Consider the following 20,010-nt stretch of genomic DNA (forward strand, 5'->3'; position numbering starts at 1 on the left):
ATGATTACTTTTTCGTTTTCTGCAGTTCAGCTAATTTCTTCGATACATGATCTGCATCTAACATTGGATCAACATCGCGATCAATTGCTACAATCTTTAAACTTGGATCAATAATAAAAGTCCATCTTTTTGAAATATTAAATACGGCCATCTTTGCACCAAACTTCTTTGTCACTTCACCTTTTTCATCCGAAAGAAGATCGAATTGCAGAGCATGCTCTTCGTGAAAAGCAGCTTGATCTTTTACAGAGTCCATACTGATCCCATAAACCTCAGCACCTAATTTTCTAATTGATTTAATGCTGTCGCGAAAGGCACATGCCTGCTTAGTACAACCAGGAGTCCCCGCCTTTGGGTAAAAGTAAAGAACAGTCCACTTTCCTTTGCGTGATACGATTGAAAAGTTTTTGCCTTCATGATTCTTTGCTGTGAATTCTGGCACACTTTGACCTAATTTAATTTCTTCCCCATGGGCAAAAGAGAACATGATACACATTGCAATAAATAAACGACTGATTACTTTCATAATTCCTCCAGAAATTAAAAATTGGTTAAGTTTATCTCTCTTAACTATATATACGCAATAAACTTCAAAACAGATCACATAAACATAAGTTCTTTTTAAGATTTGATAGTGCTATAATCACGGCATGACTGATAGACAAATTGAATTCCATTCAAAATTTGGCACGATTTATATTTGTGCTAATGAAAACGGTGTCTCATACCTGGGTTGGCAAGAGCAAGATTTTGATGGTCCTCATTACGAAGACGACGAGAGGATTGTAAAATATCTCAATGAGGCCCACGATCAACTTGAGGAATACTTTGCAGGTAGTCGTAAGAAGTTTTCAATTCCTCTAAGTATTAGCAAGGGAACAGATTTTCAAAAACAAGTTTGGGCCCAGCTTCTTGATATACCCTACGGTGAAGTTACAACCTATTCAGACATTGCAAATAAAGTTGGTTCCCCCAACGCTGTGCAAGCAGTTGGTAGTGCCAATGCTAAAAATCCAATTTGTTTAATAATTCCTTGTCACCGCGTCATAGCCAAGTCGGGCGAACTTTCAGGATACGTTGCAGGAGCACAAACTAAAGAGGCCCTTCTCAATCTTGAAGGTACCTTTATATAGACGAAAACGCAGGGCAATGCTAAATTATTCCCTATGAATAATGAAGTAAAAGAAAACAAAAAAGACATGCGTCCAAAGCAGGACATTCCAACAATCCTATCTCGTGTAAGTCGACCAAAGAAAGCTGTTATTACAGCAGGTATGCCATATGCAAACGGGCCAGTTCACATTGGTCACCTAGCAGGTGCCCACGTACCAGCAGATATTTACTCGCGTTGGATGAGGCTACTGATTGGTGATGATAACGTACTATTTGTTTGTGGTACTGACGATCATGGATCAACAAGTGAAGTAGCTGCAAAGAAACTTGGTAAAACAACACAAGAGTTCATTAGTGAGGTTCATGCAAAGCAATCTAAGACAATGGAGCGCTACTCAATCGGTCTTGATACTTATACAGGAACTTCAAGAGAAGAGAATTACGAAGCTCATAAAGAACTTTGTCAGGATTTTCTTAGAAAAATGCACGCTAATGGAATGCTAGATAAGAGAACAAGTCAGCAATGGTTTGATCCAAAACTTAATATGTTCCTACCTGATCGCTATGTTCAGGGTGATTGTCCAAATCCAGACTGCTCAAATACTAAAGCATATAGTGATGAGTGTGATGTTTGTGGCAAAAACTACGATCCACATGAGTTAAAGAATCCTGTTTCAGCTGTAAGTGATGCGACACCAGAGCTTAGAGATACTGATCACTGGTATCTAAATATGTGGAAAGTAACTGACCAACTTATTGAGTGGCTAAATACAAAGCAGAAGACTTGGAGAAAACCTATTCTTCAAGAAGCATTTGGTACAGTTTATCCATGTGTAACTTTCACAAATAAATCTGAGCCAGCATATAAAGAAATTAAAGAATCTCTTCCAACTCATAAAAGCCGTTATGCTCCAGGAAGAAAAGTTCTAGTTCAATTTGAAAATCTTGCAGATCTTGCAACAGGAAAGAAAATTCTTGAAGATGCAGGAATTGAGTGTGAGCTAAATGATGGTTGGGCACATAGAGCAATTACTCGTGATGTTTCATGGGGAATTCCTGTTCCGACAGATATTGAGCCAGGTATGGAAGGTAAAACTTTATATGTATGGCCAGAGTCATTAATTGCACCGATCTCATTTACAAAAGTTGCCCTTAAAAAGAAAGGACTTGATCCAGAACTTCATAAAGAATTTTGGACTGATCCAGAAGCAAAGGTTTTCCAATTCCTTGGAACTGATAACGTTTTCTTCTACGTTCTTATGCAGGGAGCGATGTGGTTTGGTGTTCAAGAAGACCCAATGAGACAAGCAGTTAAAGGTGAATTCCAACAAACTGATGTCTTCTCTAATTTCCACCTACAAATTAATGGTGAGAAAATGAGTAAGTCTAAAGGAAACTTCTACACAGGTGATCAGCTAATTGATGAGATGGGATATACAGCAGACCAAGTTCGCTACTTCCTATCAACTCTAAGTCTTTCAGAGAAAGCATCAAACTTTGATTTTGAAGTTTTCAAAGCAAAGAATGCATTCCTTGCAGGGCCAATGAACGCTTCATTTGAAAAACCAATCTCTGCTTGTCATAAGCAATTTGGTGGCGTGGTTCCTAAGGGTGAGCTTATTGGTAAGACAGAAAAAGAAACTCTTAAGATTGTTCAACAGTATACGAAATTCATGGAAAAGGGAGAATACCCAAAAGCACTTGGTGCCCTTGAAAACTATGCTCGTATTATTAACGGACTATTTAATCAGTATAAGCCTCACGATGACCGCTTTGATGAGAAAGAAAGAACTGATGCTCTTTATTCTTGTTTCTACATTCTAAGAAATATCTTAGTAATGCTTAGGCCATTTGCGCCGGAGACAATGGAGAAGCTTCGCGTATCTTTAAATCTTCCTGAGAGTGTTTACTCGATTGATGAGCTTGCAAAAGACTTCCCTGCAAATCATAAAATTGGGGAACAAGCAGAATACTTCCCAGCAGTTGATGCTGAGTAGAGATAAAAGAAAAGGCCTCGTTTGAGGCCTTTTTTGTTAATCAATATCTTCAAGCTGAGTTTTAATTTTATTTTTTAATTGTTCAAAATTAATATCTTCAATTTCAACAATCATCCCTTCATCAATTTGTCTTGCTTCCACATCGTCAAGATCGTCGCTATCAGCAACGCCGATAACTTGCTCAAGTGCAATTGACATATCTCTGTGAACAAATGGATCGAGCTCATCAAGGCCTGCTGCAAATGTCGTCCCCACGGCCGTTCCCGATGGTACACCAAAGAAGAACCCACCAACAGCGGCAACACCACCATCAAGACTCACACCTGTTCCAATATAGTAAGCGGCCGTGGCCTTTGCTCCAATAATCAACCCAAGATAAGCAGAAACTGCTAAGATTGCGACATCAGCACCGGCGGCATAAAGAGCGTGGCGTCCATTCATATCGGCCATCTTCTTAATGTCACTTCTTGCAAAAGTTCTGTAATCAGAAAAGAGGTTGCGGCATTTAAGCTCTTCTCTATTCCCATGACATTCTTCGAAGATATAACGGTCATTAACAATTTCCGTTGCCTTAATATACTTATAAGGAGTCTCTTCGGCCTGAATAAATGTCGCGGCTTGATTTAGTTGTGAGAGTAAAAGAACTCCCGTTAGAACAATTTTCTTTAGTTTTGGGCTTAGTGTTTTCATAGCTTAAATTTATCAAAAAAATAGATCGAGATAAGCTATAAGGTAAGATTTCTAATGGGTGAATAATTCTTAGTCACCGGTGTAAGTATCTGAAACATGGCCATCAACAAGGAAAATCTCTCGATCTGCCATAGCAGCATAATCAGGATCGTGAGTAACCAGAGCAATTGTCGTTCCCTTCTCTTTATTAGTTTCTTTTAAAATATTCATCACAATCTCAGCATTTGCCGTATCGAGATTCCCCGTAGGTTCATCCGCAAAAATATAACTTGGCTCCATAATAAGGGCCCTAGCAATAGCAACTCGTTGCTGTTCACCACCTGATAGTTGCCCTGGAAGCTTATTACGAGTATGTGGAATATTGAGTTTTTCAAGTAGCATATTTGCACGAGGCTCATACTTTTTTAAGAGACCAAGATTTCGAGGAGGTAATAGAATATTTTCTAAGGCCGTCAGCTCAGGAAGTAAGTAGTGGAATTGAAAAATAAAACCAATGTGGCGATTTCGAAACTCATGAATTTCATCAACACTCATATGAGTAACATTCTTTCCATCAATATAAATATGGCCAAATGTTGGTTCATCGAGGGAGCTAATAATATAAAGAAGGGTTGATTTTCCACTTCCAGAACGTCCTGAAATAGAAACAAACTCTCCCTTATTTATCTCCATGGAGATATTGTGAAGAATACGTTGTGGAGGATCACCAAACTCTTTAACTATACTTTCAGCTTTTATCACTACTCGCCCCTTATGATATCAATTGGAGTCATTCGACTTGCTGATAGAGCAGGAAGAAAGCTTGCAACCAGCGAAGCAACAAGGGCCGCAACAAATGCAATGATATACGTTGAAGGTGTATAATCCATAAGTAAGTGATTATCGCCACCAATATTTATATTTAACTCAATACTTTCGACAGCTCGACAAATGATGAATCCCAGGATTAGCCCAACAACTCCACCACTTACACCAAGGAATATGCCTTGATACATAATAAGCTCAAGAATTCGTTTGGGGCCATAGCCAATAGAGCGAAGAATAGCGATCTCCTTTCGCTTTTGGTTAATCATAATTGTTAGAACATTATAAACCCCAAAGGCAGCTACAATGAGAATGGCAATTGTAATAAAGTAGCGAACTATATCTTGCATCATTATCATTTCCATAAACATGGGATTAGACTCTTTCCAGTCTTCAACTTTATCATGGCTTAATAGAGACCACTGATCAGCAAGCTCTTGTGACTTATTCATGTCGAATAGTGAAACTGCTATTTCAGAGACTCGCCCAGGTGTCTTATTAAGTTTTTGTACATCTTCAAGGTGAGAGAATGCTATGGACTTATCTGCTCGATCATCTCCGAAAGAAAAGAGGCCTACGATTTTAAATGAGTTTTTATGTGTTAGGCTTCCCGCTATGACCTCTACATACTGACCAACACGTGCTCCAATTTCTTCAGCAGCAGCGGCACCAAGAATGATCTTATTTCCTCCACTGGCAAGTGACGAAAAATCACCTTCCACCATGTAATCAGGAATATCACTAATTCTGATTTGTCGTCTGGCATTTGTTCCAATGAGCCCCATACTGTGAGTAAGATCACCACGCTTTAACATAACCTGTATTGTTAAGCGGGGGCTAAAGTCATAGACATCTGGATGATGAGAAAGACGATCGGCCCAGCCTTGATAATTTTCTAATTTTGATTCACTTCTCTTTCCATATGGAGGAGTTATCCAATCAACTTGTTTATTTTCATAAAACCACTTATTAACAAGAGGACGATCAATAAGATCTTCTTTTCCTGAAATCAGGATATGAGCGGTATTATTTAAAAGGGCCTTAATGATATACTGCCTAAGTCCTAGTTGAATCCCTGAGATAGCAACGTAGAGCATCGTACCGAAACTAATTCCTAACAGAATAAGAAGAGTTTGCTTCTTTTTAGAAAATAGTTGCTTCATCGACAAGAACAGCATGACTACCTCTTGATAAAAAGTAGATCGGAAAGCTTAATATCTCCAGAGATAACCTCAACCCACATTCCATCATTATTTCCTGTAACAACTTCGACTTTTTCCCTCTTCTTATCTCGCATACGAAGAACCTTTCCGTTACTTATCGCCTTTACAGGTATTAGAAGAACACCTTTTTTCTTTCCAACTTCTATTACTACGTCCGCAGTCATGCCTGGAAGAATACTTTTCTCCAACCCCTTCACCTCGATGCGCGTGATGAACTCTCCTTCCCTTGGATATATTGTTTTTACATAACCTTCATATTTTCTTTGGGACTGGCTTTCAAAAATAATTCTTGTTTTTTGATTTGGGATAACTCTCAGTGCAGCTTCTTGCTCTAATGAAACTTCAATAAATTTTTCATTAAGATTTTGCATTCTAAGAACTGTCACTTGTGGAAGTACAACTTCTTTTTCTTTATTTGCAACGAGAGTAACCGTACCATCAAAAGGTGCTTTAAATAGAACACGGCCATCGAAGCTAACAAGGCGGTCACCTTCTTTAACTTTTTGGCCTTCTTTTACATAGAGTTTTTCGACAAGAGATAAGACTCCAATTTTTACATTAAACTCTTTATCTGTATCGACTCGTCCGAGGCCATAAATGGCCTCCACAACATCACCCTTTTTAGGGGAGATTAATTCATAATTATTTTTAAAATAGAAAACTCTTAAAAGTATCGCAGAGACGACAAAGATAATGACGATTATAAATATATATATCTTTTTCAAGCAATACTCCTAGGGTACACGTTTTTTATTTATTTTCGCATACCCTAGTGGCCAATATCAAAAGAAATTTTGACGTTTAAGATAAGCAATTAAATCTTCACTATATTTAAGATGGGACTCTTCTGTATATTTCGCCTGTGTATAGACTTGGGCCAAATTCTTTGCTCCGACATCTTTAATCATTTGATTTAATCGTGGGTTGTCACGATAACGCTTCATCCCCTCGACTTCTCTTTCTCGATATATTTCTAGCACTTCTTCATCTGAATATTTATGATATTTCTCATAATGAACGAGAGATTCAAGTGGAAGCCTCTTTCTTAAATCAGGTGCCTCATCTGGATAGCCTAGAGCAAAGCCTACGACAGGAACGACATTCTCAGGCAACGCTAAGATCTCACCAATTTCACCAGCACTGGCCAACGTTGTCCCCATATAACAGAGTACCATTCCAAGACTTTCAGCTGCTAATGCCGCATTCTGACTAGCGAGAATGGCATCAATAGAAGCAATCATAAAGCTCATGTAATTATCAAAGTTATTGGCCGCCTCACTTAATTTAAGCCACCTTCTCATACGATAGAAATCAGCACAGAATGTTAAAAAAATTGGAGCATCCATTAACATACTTTGCTCAAAGTGGGCCTGGTACATCTTCTCTTTCATTGCTCTATCTTTTGTCACAACAACTGAGAAGGATTGCATATTTCCAGAGCTTGATGCGCTTGCTGCTGCACTTAGAATGAGTTCTAAATCACTTTGTGAAATATCCTTATCAGAAAATTTTCTAATTGAACGATGAGAATGTAATTGTTGAATAAAGTCATTCATGGCACGAATCCTCTCTTCTAATATAGTTCGTATTTGTAAAATCACTTTGTCCTAATATAACAAAGCATAAAATAATCTTTTTCATGATTACCTCTTAAATTTTTTAAAAAAATAGATCGAAATTTATTATTAACTAATAATGTGTGAAAGGCGCACTAGCGCCACCAAAGGATAGAAATAGAGATTGCATAACGGCAAAGTCGACAATTCATTTTCACAAAATAGAATTATCAACTTTATCCGTAAACAATTTCTTTCTTACAAGAACTCTCTTTATTTTGCTTTTCTTTCAAAATAAACGAGATCAATGAAAATCGAAGTCGCGAGAATAATTTTCTTCTCCTGCTCCGTAAGTGTCTGACTCTTTAAATCAATGGCAAAGTTGTCTCGATCAGTAAACATCTCTGAAAATAGTCCAGAAAACTTTTTCAACACAAGTGCAACCTCTTGCCCTCGAGAATAGAAAGGATAAGTCCATGGCTTCCAAATTGGTGAGCGCATTTCCATAATGACATTTCCCTGAGCATCCAAGACATCAAATTTCTTTGTTATTAAAGAAAATCTTTGCTGAAGAGAACCAATCAACTGCCCATTCAGATCCTGTATTTCAAGACGCTGAAAAAAGAAGCAAAATGGATGCTTAGCAATCATATACTCATTACGAGCTTGGTCAAAGAAGTGCAGATCAAAAGTCCTCCAGTGACCCAGGAACTGGCGCATGATAAAGCCAAGGAATCCCTTTTGTTGTTCTGCCGCATAGCCAATAGGGTTTTGCGCCTCATCTAAGAATTGATACTTATTTCTTGTTTCATAGCCCAAAAGCTCCCAATTCTCTCTAACTTGCTGTACCAATAGCTTATTATGCTGATTTAAATCCATTTCTCCCCTCATATTCTTAATAAATTAAGAACAGATTTTAACATAACTTCTGTGCTAACTTGTTACTTTCACAAGAAAAAGTACGAATCTCTACCCTTACATTACTTCAAATTCATCTAAATATTATTGAACTCAGTTTATTAATGCGGTAAATCTATAATGACTTCAATTAGTTAGGAAAAGAATGAATTTAAGAATAAATCCGAAAAGACCTACAGAGAGTATTAAAGATATCTTGAGAATTATGGATTATACTCTTGGACCGTTTGCAATGCTCTTTGCAATTTGTGTGGGTGTTTACGAATATCAAATCTCACAAAGACTAAATAGCTTCTTTGGAATCTTCGCTTTCCTTATTTTCAATCTCACAATTTCTCAAATAAGTATTCGAGTTAAGAACTCTCTATATATTGAAATCTTCAGACAAGTTTTTGCAATTTGTGTCCTATGTCCTTTTGCAATCTATATCGTTGATGGGCCATTTTCACCGTTCTGGTATCTCTACCTCATTATGATCGTTGCCAGCAATAATATTTTCTTTGAAGTTACTGGTAAACATATCTATAGTGGACTTATAACTCTCTTAGCTATTATTAGCTATGTTACTTCAAGTTACTTACTTCTTGATGAGCCAGAAACTTCTCTTATCATAATTCATTCTCTGACTATGATTATGTTAAGTCTGCTCTTCTACAGACTTCTTAGTCTTGTGGATCGCACTTATCGAAGTGAAGTGAATAAGTCGATTGCCTTACAGGAAACAATGGATAAGCTTAATAGCACTAAAGAAAATCTTATCTATAGTTCTCGTCTAAGTGCAATTGGTGAAATGGCCGGTGGAATCGCTCACGAAATTAATAATCCTTTAACAGTTATTTACGGCTCAATTTATCAGATCAAGCGACTTCTAAGTATCGGTGAGATGAATAAAGAGGCGTATGATATTCATATCAATCGTATCCTAGATACAATTGATCGAATTACTCGCATTATCTCTAGCTTGAAAGTTGTTTCTCGAGAGAGCGGTGAGATAAAAAAAGAAGTTATTCCCCTTAGAGATATTATTATTGATGCGACGGCCATTTGTTCAGAGAAGTTTAGGGCCCATGGGGTTATACTTAAATTTGATCTCGACGACGATGCCTTTAACATAAAAGTAAATGTAGATAGAGTCCAATTATCTCAAGTCTTCATTAATCTTTTAAATAACGCTTATGATGCCGTTGAAGGAAGTGAATCTGCTTGGATTGATATCTCCGTAAAAAATACAGAAGATTCCGTTTTAGTTTATGTAATGGATTCTGGCCCCGGAATCAATCTTGATCTTCGAAATAAGATTTTTGAGCCATTCTATACATCTAAAGAAGTTGGGAAAGGAACGGGATTAGGACTATCGATTTCAAAAGGGATTTTAGAGAAGCATCAAGGGGAATTATTCTTAGAACCAAATAAGAAAACAACTTGCTTTGTGATAAAGATACCCAAAGCAAGCTGAATTATTTCTAAATTAGAAACAAGCAATATACGAATCGCCGATGCTACCTAGAATCTTACTTCCAGACTCATCGAAAATATTTCCATAAGAATTACCACCATCGCAGCTATCTTCAACAGTTACTACGATTGTGTACACAGTGCCAGTTTGTGTCGCCTCTACTCTTCTAAGCTCTAGGGCGTCTGCACAGTACTCATATTCGAAATCTGCTAATTCTGTATACTTAGCAAATTCCTCTCTTGATAATTTTGGCAGTCTCTCAGAGTAAACTTCAGTGTATTCATCACGATCATAGCTTGATGCAAGATCAACATTATTCAACTCTGGACAGGCCATGACCGAGCTTAAAAGAATAACTGATAAAAGAACAACAACTGATTTCATAACGACCTCCACATAAACACAGGCTTTATTTACCGCGAGGCCGTTCAGTTATCAATTATATTAAAAATATAGATTTCATCTAATTATGAGATATTTACGAGATGACCATCATCACTGGGTGACTGCGTTATTTCCCAACGATTTCCATCTGGATCAATCAAAAGAAAGCTCTTTTCTCCCCACGGATGATCTTTTGGTTTACCACTCACTTCAAATTCATACTTAGCCTTTTGCGCCATAAGTTTATGGTAGAAGTCATCAACATCCTCAACAGTGACACCATATGAGACCTGGGCCGGATTCTCGACTAATTCAAAGAACTTAGAAGCTTTACCTACTGGACGAAAAAAGGCCACACGGCTTTTGTCAGGTAGAACAAAATCAGCAAAGTCTTCATTAGCAAAATGCGCTTCAACACCGAAGACATCAGTGAAAAAGTTCGAAATATTCGTAACATTCTTAGAGGTAATGACTAAATGTGAAAGTGCCTTGATCATGATTTATCCTATTTCTATTTATGTTATAACAATTAAATTGACTTAGATAGCCTTTAGGATTAAATGATTTTATCCATTATTTTGGTGACCAATCCTTCCTGTCACCTTTTAAGGCCCTAGGCCTAGTGAGAACATTTTAATGCAAGAGCTTGAAACGCTAGTCGAATCCTTAACTGAGAAACGATACTACGTGAGTGATACGCTTATTTCAAATGAACTAGCTCGTTCTTTAAAGGACGAGGCCCAGACACGTTTTCACATTGGAGACTTTCAAGAAGCCAAAGTTGGACGACAGCTAACAAAGCGCCTAGATGAAAAGATTCGTGGAGACCTCACTTCTTGGATTGAGGGAGACATGGCCGACCATCCACCGGCACTACAAGAATATTTAAAATTTCTCGATGATCTTAAAGATTTACTTAATCCTATTTTCTACCTAGGTATTCGCTCATATGAAGGCCACTTTGCTTGTTATGATGAAGGTGCATTTTATCGCAAGCATGTGGATCAACACCGTGGAAGAGGCCTAAGGCGCTTAAGTGTTATTCTTTATCTAAGTGATATGAATGATGGTGATGGTGGTGAAGTCGTTATCTACCATCACGACGATCAAGATCAAGAAGTTGCTCGCATTAATCCAATGCTTGGAAGAATCTTAATTTTTCTTTCTGAAGACCTTCCACACGAAGTTCTCCCAGCATTTAAGCCAAGGCTTTCTTTAACCGGTTGGCTTAGAGCATAACTCTTAAAATTCTTTAACATTACTTCATTCTAGCTACAGATTAAAAATTTATAATGATAGTGAAAATGAAGGAGTAATCTATGAAAATGAATGAAGGAAATGCTGATCGAGTGATTCGAGTTATTGCAGGGTTAGTTTTAATCTCACTTGTCTTTGTCGGTCCCAAAACATATTGGGGTCTTATCGGTTTGATACCTCTAATTACTGGCGCAGTTGGAATTTGTCCGGGCTATTCAATGCTTGGATTCTCAACACGTAAATCGAAGAAGGCCCACTAACTAATAAACTATGATATACTCTCATAAAGAGAGGTCATTGTTTTGGATCCAAAAGAGCTTATTAAATCAGAGCTGGGCTTTGATGGTATTACACTTTATATCGACAAAAGAAGTAAGTTTTTCTTTTTCATGAAATATGAAAAAGAGAATTATATGGTGCTCTTAAAAAATGAAATCGAACCTGAAGCTCTTCCATTGATGAGAAGATTTAATGAGGAATTTCCTGAACTTCCTACCCTACTAAAAGAAACCGATTCACTCATTCTCTATGACATTCCTAACGGAAAACTTGCAAGGCTTGTTGAAGAAAAAATTGATGAGGATTTGGCCAAAAAAGTTTCCGAAATTCAAATTCGCCTAAATGAACTGACCGCTCCATACGGCTATCACTTTGAATGGCAACTTAACTATTTCTTTATAACTAAAAGTAAGCTTATGTATATTGATCTTGAGACTTTAGAGTTTGGAGACAATACAAAGGTTATAGAAGCTCCAATTTATGAAAATTTGAGTTTACAAGAGCGCGTGAAGCTTAAAATCCAAAAAGAAAATAAGAGATTAAGCAATCACGAGCGCTTCACAAGATGGATTAAATAACCTCTACATAAAAAGGTAAACACTTAGTCCAATAAGAAATAAAATCCCTACGATCTTTCTTTCCTTTTTCATTGTATAAGCTAAGTACAATCCACTTAAAATAATTAGCAGTAAAAAAATCCCAATAATCTTTTCAATATAACGAAGAAATTGTGGGCCATGACCTTTGTGTAGTTCAATCAATCTTTTTAGAAGATTTGGTTTAACATGAGAGATATGTGTTCCATCTTCTTTTATTTGGAATTTATAGTAGTCACGAGTTGTTGGTCTAGTGATTGCACCATCTCCAACTTGTTTAACATAGGCAAAGTCATAGCTTTCATCGATTTCATTTAATTGAACTGAAATATTTTCTTTCGTAAGTTCAGATTTTGAAAGTTGTACAACTTTTATAGGTTCAACAACTTCACTTCCTTTAAAACCTAATAAGTAAGAAACACCTGTAAAGGCCATCATCAAAAGTAGCGGCGAAGCGAGGGCCGATAAGTATAGGTGAATCTTAATAAAAAATGGGCGATTAAATTTCATATTCTATCCTTTAATTCCACATCGAGAAAAAGCTTGTGGTAATGATAATAAGTTTAAGCCGATTTCTTCATCCATCTTTCTTTCAATTTTTTGCATGATTGGAAAGAAATAGATTTCTGTAGTAACCGCAACAGTGGCACGAAACAGATGTCCGCCTTTACAAGAAAAATCTTCATCACCTAAAACCGTATGAATATGAAAGAATGGTTTTCCATCCAAATGAGACAAGTTCCCATCAAGACTTAATAATTCATAATCACCACTAAATTCTTTTCGGTCATATGTTTTAGTATCAAGATGGTAGAAGCCTAGCTCAACGTCTTTCAGAGCACCAATGCCTTTTAACATCCCCGCCCCCAGCTCTTCTGCAGCAGCGAATTCCTCTAGAGATGTGAAAAGATCTTCATCCTTATATAATTTAATTAAGTAACATTCTTCTTGCTTGATATATTGCATGGTAAGCTCCTGATTTTACAGACTAATTATAACAATTTCACCACCAAAGTCTCGACCCGTTGCTCCCTGAAAAACTTCTATGCTCACTTTACTCAAATTTGGCCTAGTGGTAGTACTAGAGCATGAAAGCGCTTCTTTTCATTCTTGTTTTCCTAAACTTGGCCCAAGATACAATGGCCATGGAATGTTTTGAAGAGCATCTCGATGCGGCCATCTCTAACAATCGCCAACGTCGTGAAATCTATTCAAAAATCTCAAATTCAGAAAGCAGGAAAATATCTAATAGCTTAATATTTGCAGAAAAGATCTCACGTATCTATGCAAAGAGCTTAAATCTAAGTTTAGATAAATACAGAACTGCTGGTATTCCAATTCTTTGCCTTGATTTTATCGAAATGAGTAAGGCCCCAAAAATTGAAACAAAGCTACATGCTCCTCGTTTAAAATATAGTGATATTGAATCAGTCGATATTAAAGAGATTCGCTCCGAGCTATCCAAACAACTAAAAAATGAAGATTACTTAGGAATGGTTGAATATATCGAGAATGAGATCTCTGATAAAAGCAAATATGGAAATTACAATTGTATGTTAAAGCATGTTCTTGAATCACTTGGGCGCAGCTCATTTCTGACTCCCTTCTATATCGAACATGCCAATAAACTAGGCCTTAAATCACCAAGAAAGCTTCTAAACAAATATTTAAGAAAAAATATTTTCGCCCTTAAATACTCCCACTCTCTCGATAAAAAAGCCGCTTTTCTTCAAGAGAGAGGTATTACAATTTTATGTGGAGATGTCCCTCATATTCCTATAAGATTAGAATATGAGATGGAACTTTCTAAATACTAAAATTGGTCTTGCTCTTGGTGGTGGTGCTGCAAAAGGTATCGCACATATAGGCGTCTTAAAAGCTTTTGAGGAACAAAGAATTCCTATTTCCTACTTATCAGGAACAAGTGTCGGTGCAATAATCGCTTCCTATTACGCATTTGGTAAGAACTACGATGACTTCTTAGCATTGGCCAATAAGCTCAATTATAAAGATACAATAAGCTTAACAATACCAAAGAAAGGATTTTTTAGTACGAAGTCCATACGAGAAATGATCATCAAAGATTTAGGAGATGTGAATATTGAAGATGCAAGGATTCCCTTAGCAATTTGTACAACAGACATCTCAACTGGAGAGCAAGTTGTTTTCTATAAGGGTAATCTTGCGGATGCGCTCTGTGCTTCTGTCTGTGTTCCCGGTGCATTTATTCCTCAAGTAATCGATGGTAGAACTCTTGTTGATGGAGGTATCACAGAGAACGTTCCGGTTTCCCCTCTAGAAGATATGGGCGCGGGTATTATCGTTGCGGTGGATTTGAATGGTGTACAAAAATATCAGGAACCAGATGATACATTTGCGATCATAAGTAATGCTATGGATATTGCAATAGACCTTAGAACAAGGGAGCAAATTCAAGATGCTGACATCATCCTCTCTCTCGACTTAAGTAAATACAACAGACTCGATAATTCAAAGTGTATTAAAGAGTTAATCAATGAAGGCTACGGGCCAATGACTCAAAATCTTTCAAGCTTAACATGGTATCGCAGGGCAAGTTATATTGAATTTTTTAAGAAGCTTATAATCGAAACAATTCCATTTAAGGTTCCTAAAGTCATTTCAAATCTTTATAAAGAAAAGCTTGCAAAGATTTCAATCAAATAAGCTCCTTTTTTATTTCTTTTAAATACGATAAAATTTAGGGAAATAATTTAAATGGAGTTTACATTGTTTGATATAAATAGAGTTTTTACACTTATTTCTGGAAAGTTAACTTTTTGGTACGAAGCATTTATTAAGAATATTCCTAATTTGATCGTTGCTATCGTCGCTCTATTTGTTTTCTTCTATCTTGGAAAAACTCTTCGAAACTTAGTTAAGAAAGTTCTCCAAAAAGTTTCTTATAAAAAATCAGTTAACGAGATTCTTGGAACAACGACAAATGTCATCGTTATCGTCGTCGGAATATTTACAGCACTAGAAATTATCGGTCTTGAAAAAACCGTTACATCAATTCTTGCAGGGGCCGGGGTAATTGGTTTGGCCTTAGGTTTTGCCTTCCAAGAAATTGCTGCAAACTTCGTTTCAGGTGTTCTGATTGCTTTTCGTGAGCCTTATCAAATTGGAGATATTATCGAAATTGATAAGATCGTTGGTCAGGTTACAAATATTGAATTAAGAACGACGGGGATTACAACATATCAAGGTCTTGAAGTCTTTATTCCAAATAAAGATATGTTCACAAAACCTTTTATCAACTACACAAGTACCCCACAACGTCGAGTAGATATCTCCGTTGGTGTCTCTTATCATGATGATTTAGAGAAAGTAGAAAAAGTTACTAGAGAAGCACTAGAGGCAATCGAAGGAAGACTTGAAAATGTTCCAGTCGAAGTGTTCTTTGAAGAATTTGGGGCCAGTTCAATTAATCTTACGGCAAGAGTTTGGATTCACTACAAGACAGGAGTGGCCTTTTACAAAGCACGACACCAAGCTGTTATTAATATTAAAAAGTACTACGATCAAAATGGTATCTCAATTCCATTTCCAATTCGTACAATTGAGTTTTCCAATCCACTTGATGTTAATAAGGGCTAATCACGTCCTGTACACATTCTTTCCCAACCCTTAACATCGCCCAGGGCCTTGTTATAATCACTACGGCATCCTTCATTAGGAACATATGAATAATAGAGGGAGCCGTTACTGATTTTCTCCATGATCTCTCGCCCCTCACCTGGTACGAATGCAGGACAACCAAAGCTTCTTCCCATAATATTACCGCGGTTATAATAAGCCTCATGCATCACAACACCTTGCGATCGGGCCTTATCATTTACACCTTTTGAAAGACCATCTAATCGCATACCGTTATAATTTCTTCCAGATGCTTTGAAAGTTGGCCATCCTCTCTCACCTTTTACTCTTTCGTCGTGACTACTAGACATATAGAATTCACCTGTCTTAAAAAAGCCTGGTCTCGTCATCGCCCATTGGTCATGTTGAGGTTTCGCCCTTGCAGGAACACGACAGCGAACTAACCTTCCAACATGATTTGATGCCCTAGTCACTCTACCACTATCAGCAATTGTTGCATCAGCGTAAGTAACTCCTTTAACTTTTCCACTACCATGAGAAACCTTAAAACTTTTCACATCACCAGTTTTCATATCAAGTAGAAAAAAGCGTTTCCTTTTAGAATTCTGAGAGTAGTCAGCAATAGTTATGTAATTTTTATTCTTAAACTTATTCTTATTCTCTTTATAATAAAGAAGTGACTGCTTAAGTGCCTCGATAGGAACACCCTGATCGATAAATCTTTGATAGAATTGGCAATCCTCTCCTCTTGCGGCAGCTTCTGCTAACTTAAGTCCTTCTTCAAGAACTCTCTTTGCCTCAGGAGCGTGATTATCTATAGCTGTATTTGGATTACAAGTGACGGCACTTTCAGGATTTGAAACAGGGTCCATTTCCATATCTTCAATTGCTTCATCGACGACATTATTAACTTGATTAGTGACTTCTTCGACATAGTTTGAGGTTGAAATTTTCTCGTAAGTATTTACAACAACGGCATCAGCATAAGCCTGTACGGCCAGCATACAAAGCATCAAGTAAACCTTTCTCACCGTCTCCCCCCTCTCAAAGAAATCTCTCAATACCTTATCGGAGGACTAGGTTACTTACTTAACAATTATTCTTTATATTCCAGTGAATTCAAGAAATTACACCATCTTCAACAATGGTCTCTTCTATTACCTTTCGCTCTTCTTCAGTAATTGGATCCGTTAGATTCTTAATCCATCGATTCTGCTTAATAATAAAAATCGCAATGGAAGCACCAAGAATATTACCTACAACAAATGACAAGTAGATTCCTGTTTGGCCAAGACTTGTATGCTTTGAAAGAACATAAGCAATTGGAAAACGAATGACCCATAAAGAAACGATGGCCACCATCATCGAGATCATCGGACTTCCTCCCCCTCTCATGGCACCAGAAGCAACCTGCTGAACACCTATTAGACCGAATGTGAGAGCGATGATACGAATAAACTTCGCCCCTTCATTTATAACTTCAATTTCATTCGGTACAAAAATCTGAAGTGTTTGTTCAGCAAATATGAAAAAGCCTATTCCAGCAATTGATAGAGCAATGAATATTACCCATAGCGCTTGACTCGTAACAACTTTCGTTCTTTCAATTTTTCCCGCACCTATATTTTGACCTACGAGAGTTGAGGTCGCCATCGCAAAACCAAGACTAGGAATAATCATTAAAGTTAAAACTCGAATTCCGATTCCATAAGCAGCAAGAGCAATATCACCGAAAGTTGCAATTAGAAAAGTCATAACCATCATGGCCATGGCCCTTGAGGACTGTTCTGTCGAAGCAGGAAAGCCAAGGTATATAATTCTTTTGGCCAAAGAAAGATCAAAAGAGATTTTTGTGAAATCAATTTTTATTCCCCCCTTACCTTTTGCTAGTAAATAAAGTCCAATAACTGCTGATAAACCTTGGGTACAAATAGTCGCATACGCTGCTCCATCTACACCATAAGCTTTAATAGGCCCATATCCCATGATTAGGATTGGATCAATGATGAAGTTTAATATGACAGAAAATAGAACAATATAAAATGGTGTCTTAACATCTCCAACTCCTCGATATAGAGATTGAAACATCATGTAGAGATAACTAAAAATCAAACCAATAAATGAGATTCTTAAATACGATATTGTTAAATCTTGAATATCCACGGTCGGTGTCATCGCGCGAATGACATAAGGAATAACTGCGTAGGCAACACCTGCTAATAAAGCCGAAGTAATAAGAATAATAAATAAAGTATGAAGACATACTTTTGAAACCATCTTAGTATTTTTTTGACCAGTATACTGAGAAACAAGAATTGTTCCAGAAACGGCAAAGCCTGCGCCCATTGAAATTAAAAGAAAGATAACAGGAAAAGAAAGAGAGAGTGCTGCGATAGCGTTTGTTCCTAAACGCCCAACCCAAAATGTATCCGTAAGTTGATAGGCCGTTTGTAGAAAATTGGCCATTACAATTGGTATCGATAATTTAAACAAAGACTTGATGACAGATCCTTGTGTAAGATCACGAGCTTCCACAAATATCCTTTAGTTAGTGACCTAACTAATTTTAGGCCGCATGTAACTCTTGTGTATCATCATCCTCTTCATCTAAATCTTCAATCTTTTTTTTTACGAAACACTCTTGAGCCGCTTCTAGATCCTCTTTTAGTTTAGTCACTAAAAGAATTTTATCCCCTTTTTCAAAAACTGTTGCACCATCTGGAATAATAAATGCACCATGTCTTTTAATAAAGAGAACGATTGCCCCTGTCGGAAGTCGTAGATCGACAACCCTGTGCTCAACCGCATAATCTGTTTGTCTAATTTCTAGTTGAACAATACCATGCTTTGTTTGTTCCAGTAGTTCCAGATCCACAGGAAAGTTTGTTTCATCTTCTTGCTCAACAATAAGACCTAATTTCTTTGCTACAAACTTTAAAGATGAACCTTGCATTAGAGCTGAAACAATTACAACGAAGAATACAATATCAAATAAGACGTGTGCTTTTTCTCCGATATGCGTAGCTGCAAAACTTGCAAAAACAATTGGTGTTGCACCTTTGAGCCCTGCCCAAGAGACAAAGAGCTTTTCATTTAAGTTAAAACGACTCTTAACTAAACATAGGAAAACAGTTATTGGCCTTGCTGCAAATGTCAGGAAGCAAGCAATGAAAAGTCCAGCTGGAGCGATTGAAAGCAGACGACTTGGAAATACAAGTAGCCCTAGCATAATAAAGAGTCCAATCTGAGAAAGCCAAGTAACTCCATCAAAGAATAGTGATAGTAGGTTCTTGTGTAGAATCTTTCTATTACCAATCATCATTCCAAATACATAAACAGCTAAGAATCCATTTCCACCTAACTTCGTTGTCAAAGAGTAGCCAAGAAATAACATGGCCATTGTTAGAGGTGGATACAGTCCGTTAAAATCTAGTTTAACCACATTATTGATTAAGATGAATGAGCGAGCAGTTACCCAACCACCAATTAGACCAATAATTGGATTTGAAATAAACATGATTGCTGTTGTTTTAACGTCCCCCATTCCTTGTTCAATAAATCCAATGATGACTGAAACAAGAAAGTAGGCCATAGGGTCGTTACTTCCCGATTCAAAACGAAGAATATTTTTAACATCACCAACTTGTGCAGTTGGATCTTTAAAAGCAGCAAAGACCGCTGCCGCATCTGTTGCCGATAAAATGGCACCAATGAGTAGTGATTCAAGTAAACCTAAGTCCGTTACAAGATGTGTGAAACCACCCACAAGAAATGTTGTGAGCATGACACCAATTGAAGAAAGAACAACACCTCTCCCAAAGTCCCTCTTAACTTTACTAAATGGAGTTTCAAAACCTCCATTAAAAATAATCAAGCATAAGGCCACTAAACTTAGAGAGTGAGTTAACTCATAATTGCTAAAATTGATTCCACCAATTCCGTCAGAACCGGCCATCATTCCTATGAAGAGAAATAGTACTAGAACAGGCAAACCAAAACGGCTTGAAGACTTACTAAGCACAATACTTAAAAGAAGTAAGATTGAAGATGCCAATAGAAAATTATTTAAAAACTGCTCCATAGGACTGGGCTTATCGGAGAGATTTCTTAAAACTTTAG

At 37.1% G+C, this 20,010-nt stretch carries 23 protein-coding genes; 9 read left to right on the forward strand and 14 right to left on the reverse strand.

Annotated features, from left to right (window positions below; translation table 11 throughout):
• Positions 1-4: 4 nt before the first annotated feature.
• The gene (locus ACMAYL_RS13865) at positions 5-526 is read right to left on the reverse strand and encodes a peroxiredoxin (protein ID WP_103217949.1); all 522 of its coding nucleotides are present in this window, start codon (positions 524-526) and stop codon (positions 5-7) included.
• Positions 527-650: 124 nt separating this feature from the next.
• Here ACMAYL_RS13865 and ACMAYL_RS13870 point away from each other — a divergent pair, with 124 nt between their 5' ends.
• Together ACMAYL_RS13870 and ACMAYL_RS13875 are read left to right on the forward strand one after the other, a co-directional pair.
• On the forward strand, positions 651-1,133 hold the full coding sequence (locus ACMAYL_RS13870) for a methylated-DNA--[protein]-cysteine S-methyltransferase (RefSeq protein WP_103217948.1): 483 nt from the start codon (positions 651-653) through the stop codon (positions 1,131-1,133).
• Between the two features lie 33 nt (positions 1,134-1,166).
• Positions 1,167-3,110 carry a methionine--tRNA ligase gene (locus tag ACMAYL_RS13875; protein ID WP_412471266.1) on the forward strand — a complete coding sequence of 648 codons (1,944 nt, stop codon included), beginning with the start codon at positions 1,167-1,169 and terminating at the stop codon, positions 3,108-3,110.
• Between the two features lie 36 nt (positions 3,111-3,146).
• Here the strand turns inward: ACMAYL_RS13875 and ACMAYL_RS13880 are convergent, their stop codons facing one another.
• The 6 genes from ACMAYL_RS13880 to ACMAYL_RS13905 form a co-directional block, all read right to left on the reverse strand.
• A complete protein-coding gene (locus ACMAYL_RS13880) occupies positions 3,147-3,800 on the reverse strand; it encodes a hypothetical protein (protein ID WP_412463380.1) in 654 nt (217 codons plus the stop codon).
• 69 nt (positions 3,801-3,869) lie between these two features.
• A complete protein-coding gene (locus ACMAYL_RS13885) occupies positions 3,870-4,541 on the reverse strand; it encodes an ABC transporter ATP-binding protein (RefSeq protein WP_199177540.1) in 672 nt (223 codons plus the stop codon).
• Positions 4,541-5,782 (reverse strand): ABC transporter permease, encoded by a 1,242-nt coding sequence (locus ACMAYL_RS13890; protein ID WP_103217945.1) that lies wholly within the window; start codon positions 5,780-5,782, stop codon positions 4,541-4,543. Before ACMAYL_RS13890 ends, ACMAYL_RS13885 begins: the two co-directional genes overlap by 1 nt.
• Before the next feature lie 2 nt (positions 5,783-5,784).
• A complete protein-coding gene (locus ACMAYL_RS13895) occupies positions 5,785-6,552 on the reverse strand; it encodes an efflux RND transporter periplasmic adaptor subunit (protein ID WP_103217944.1) in 768 nt (255 codons plus the stop codon).
• Positions 6,553-6,609: 57 nt separating this feature from the next.
• Positions 6,610-7,383 (reverse strand): nitroreductase family protein, encoded by a 774-nt coding sequence (locus ACMAYL_RS13900; protein ID WP_412471267.1) that lies wholly within the window; start codon positions 7,381-7,383, stop codon positions 6,610-6,612.
• 273 nt (positions 7,384-7,656) lie between these two features.
• A complete protein-coding gene (locus ACMAYL_RS13905; RefSeq protein ID WP_158246863.1) occupies positions 7,657-8,262 on the reverse strand; it encodes a phospholipid scramblase-related protein in 606 nt (201 codons plus the stop codon).
• Positions 8,263-8,446: 184 nt separating this feature from the next.
• Between ACMAYL_RS13905 and ACMAYL_RS13910 the strand changes: the two genes are divergently transcribed.
• Positions 8,447-9,757, forward strand: coding sequence for a sensor histidine kinase (locus ACMAYL_RS13910; RefSeq protein ID WP_103217941.1), 1,311 nt, complete (start codon positions 8,447-8,449; stop codon positions 9,755-9,757).
• 12 nt (positions 9,758-9,769) lie between these two features.
• On the opposite strand, the gene ACMAYL_RS13915 is transcribed toward ACMAYL_RS13910, so the two are convergent.
• Positions 9,770-10,141, reverse strand: a complete 372-nt coding sequence (locus ACMAYL_RS13915; protein WP_392993215.1) for a hypothetical protein — start codon at positions 10,139-10,141, stop codon at positions 9,770-9,772.
• An 83-nt stretch (positions 10,142-10,224) separates the two neighbouring features.
• Complete coding sequence (locus tag ACMAYL_RS13920; protein WP_103217939.1) at positions 10,225-10,638, reverse strand: VOC family protein; 414 nt, start codon at positions 10,636-10,638, stop codon at positions 10,225-10,227.
• Positions 10,639-10,777: 139 nt separating this feature from the next.
• Here ACMAYL_RS13920 and ACMAYL_RS13925 point away from each other — a divergent pair, with 139 nt between their 5' ends.
• From ACMAYL_RS13925 to ACMAYL_RS13935, 3 genes are all read left to right on the forward strand, one after another.
• A complete protein-coding gene (locus ACMAYL_RS13925; RefSeq protein WP_103217938.1) occupies positions 10,778-11,380 on the forward strand; it encodes a 2OG-Fe(II) oxygenase in 603 nt (200 codons plus the stop codon).
• A gap of 80 nt (positions 11,381-11,460) precedes the next feature.
• Positions 11,461-11,658, forward strand: a complete 198-nt coding sequence (locus ACMAYL_RS13930; RefSeq protein ID WP_103217937.1) for a DUF2892 domain-containing protein — start codon at positions 11,461-11,463, stop codon at positions 11,656-11,658.
• 42 nt (positions 11,659-11,700) lie between these two features.
• Complete coding sequence (locus tag ACMAYL_RS13935) at positions 11,701-12,255, forward strand: hypothetical protein (RefSeq protein ID WP_412471268.1); 555 nt, start codon at positions 11,701-11,703, stop codon at positions 12,253-12,255.
• Positions 12,256-12,258: 3 nt separating this feature from the next.
• Here the strand turns inward: ACMAYL_RS13935 and ACMAYL_RS13940 are convergent, their stop codons facing one another.
• Together ACMAYL_RS13940 and ACMAYL_RS13945 are read right to left on the reverse strand one after the other, a co-directional pair.
• Entirely contained in the window at positions 12,259-12,783 is a 525-nt protein-coding gene (locus ACMAYL_RS13940; protein WP_103217935.1) for a PepSY domain-containing protein, read from the reverse strand.
• Positions 12,784-12,786: 3 nt separating this feature from the next.
• Positions 12,787-13,239, reverse strand: a complete 453-nt coding sequence (locus ACMAYL_RS13945) for a PPC domain-containing DNA-binding protein (RefSeq protein WP_103217934.1) — start codon at positions 13,237-13,239, stop codon at positions 12,787-12,789.
• Between the two features lie 122 nt (positions 13,240-13,361).
• Between ACMAYL_RS13945 and ACMAYL_RS13950 the strand changes: the two genes are divergently transcribed.
• The 3 genes from ACMAYL_RS13950 to ACMAYL_RS13960 all read left to right on the forward strand — a co-directional run bounded on the left by ACMAYL_RS13950 (position 13,362) and on the right by ACMAYL_RS13960 (position 15,891).
• Positions 13,362-14,090, forward strand: a complete 729-nt coding sequence (locus tag ACMAYL_RS13950) for a hypothetical protein (protein ID WP_412471269.1) — start codon at positions 13,362-13,364, stop codon at positions 14,088-14,090.
• Positions 14,065-14,958 (forward strand): patatin-like phospholipase family protein, encoded by an 894-nt coding sequence (locus ACMAYL_RS13955; protein WP_103217932.1) that lies wholly within the window; start codon positions 14,065-14,067, stop codon positions 14,956-14,958. The genes ACMAYL_RS13950 and ACMAYL_RS13955 overlap by 26 nt, the downstream gene beginning before the upstream one ends.
• 63 nt (positions 14,959-15,021) lie before the next feature.
• Entirely contained in the window at positions 15,022-15,891 is an 870-nt protein-coding gene (locus ACMAYL_RS13960) for a mechanosensitive ion channel family protein (protein WP_158246862.1), read from the forward strand.
• Here ACMAYL_RS13960 and ACMAYL_RS13965 read toward each other — a convergent pair.
• The 3 genes from ACMAYL_RS13965 to ACMAYL_RS13975 form a co-directional block, all read right to left on the reverse strand.
• Positions 15,888-16,922 carry a murein L,D-transpeptidase catalytic domain-containing protein gene (locus ACMAYL_RS13965; RefSeq protein ID WP_412471270.1) on the reverse strand — a complete coding sequence of 345 codons (1,035 nt, stop codon included), beginning with the start codon at positions 16,920-16,922 and terminating at the stop codon, positions 15,888-15,890. The two genes, ACMAYL_RS13960 and ACMAYL_RS13965, sit on opposite strands and share 4 nt — an antisense overlap.
• An 88-nt stretch (positions 16,923-17,010) precedes the next feature.
• Positions 17,011-18,426, reverse strand: coding sequence for an MATE family efflux transporter (locus ACMAYL_RS13970; RefSeq protein ID WP_412470311.1), 1,416 nt, complete (start codon positions 18,424-18,426; stop codon positions 17,011-17,013).
• A gap of 31 nt (positions 18,427-18,457) precedes the next feature.
• Positions 18,458-19,972, reverse strand: a complete 1,515-nt coding sequence (locus ACMAYL_RS13975; protein WP_103217928.1) for a potassium/proton antiporter — start codon at positions 19,970-19,972, stop codon at positions 18,458-18,460.
• Positions 19,973-20,010 lie beyond the last annotated feature (38 nt).

This window comes from Halobacteriovorax sp. RT-2-4 (assembly GCF_047085445.1).
Lineage (GTDB): Bacteria > Bdellovibrionota > Bacteriovoracia > Bacteriovoracales > Bacteriovoracaceae > Halobacteriovorax_A.